The 624-nt window shown below is 59.0% G+C and carries 1 protein-coding gene; it reads left to right on the forward strand.

Annotation, left to right across the window (positions count from 1 at the left end):
* Positions 1–402, forward strand: a 402-nt coding sequence (locus AU509_RS17755; RefSeq protein WP_094118924.1) for an Hcp family type VI secretion system effector, incomplete at its 5' end; no start/stop codon positions are given.
* Positions 403–624: the final 222 nt, after the last annotated feature.

Genomic DNA, 624 nt, shown 5'->3' on the forward strand with positions numbered 1-624 from the left:
TTGGTGCAGGAATTCAACCACGTTGTGACCGTACCGACTGACCCGCAGTCCGGTCAGCCGTCCGGCCAGCGTGTGCACAAGCCGTTCAAATTCACCGTGGCGCTGAACAAAGCCGTCCCGCTGATGTACAACTCCCTGGCGTCCGGCGAAATGCTGCCGACCGTGACCCTGAAATGGTACCGCACGTCGGTAGAAGGTAAGCAGGAGCACTTCTTCTCCACCACGCTGACCGACGCGACCATCGTGGACATCGACTGCCAGATGCCGCACTGCCAGGACCCGTCCAAACTGGACTACACCCAGCTTATCCAGGTGTCCATGTCCTACCGCAAAATCGACTGGGAACACACCGTCGCCGGGACTTCAGGTTCTGATGACTGGCGTGCGCCGGTCGAAGCGTAATGCCGACCACCCGGGCCTCTGGCCCGGGTTTTCCGTTGTGTGACGGGTGTTGCGGTGTGCGCGGACGCAGACCACAGCATCCATTCAGGTAATTGAACTGTCGTATTATCACAGCGCTGAATTCCGCCATCTCAATAGGCGGTCGCCGTGGCGTCAGGGAAAAAGGAGAGGGATAACGTGGCAAGCATGACCGGGCTTCAGTTTACCGTAACGATAGGCGCA

The sequence above is a fragment of the Lonsdalea britannica genome (assembly GCF_002111595.1).
Classification (GTDB): Bacteria; Pseudomonadota; Gammaproteobacteria; order Enterobacterales; family Enterobacteriaceae; genus Lonsdalea; species Lonsdalea britannica.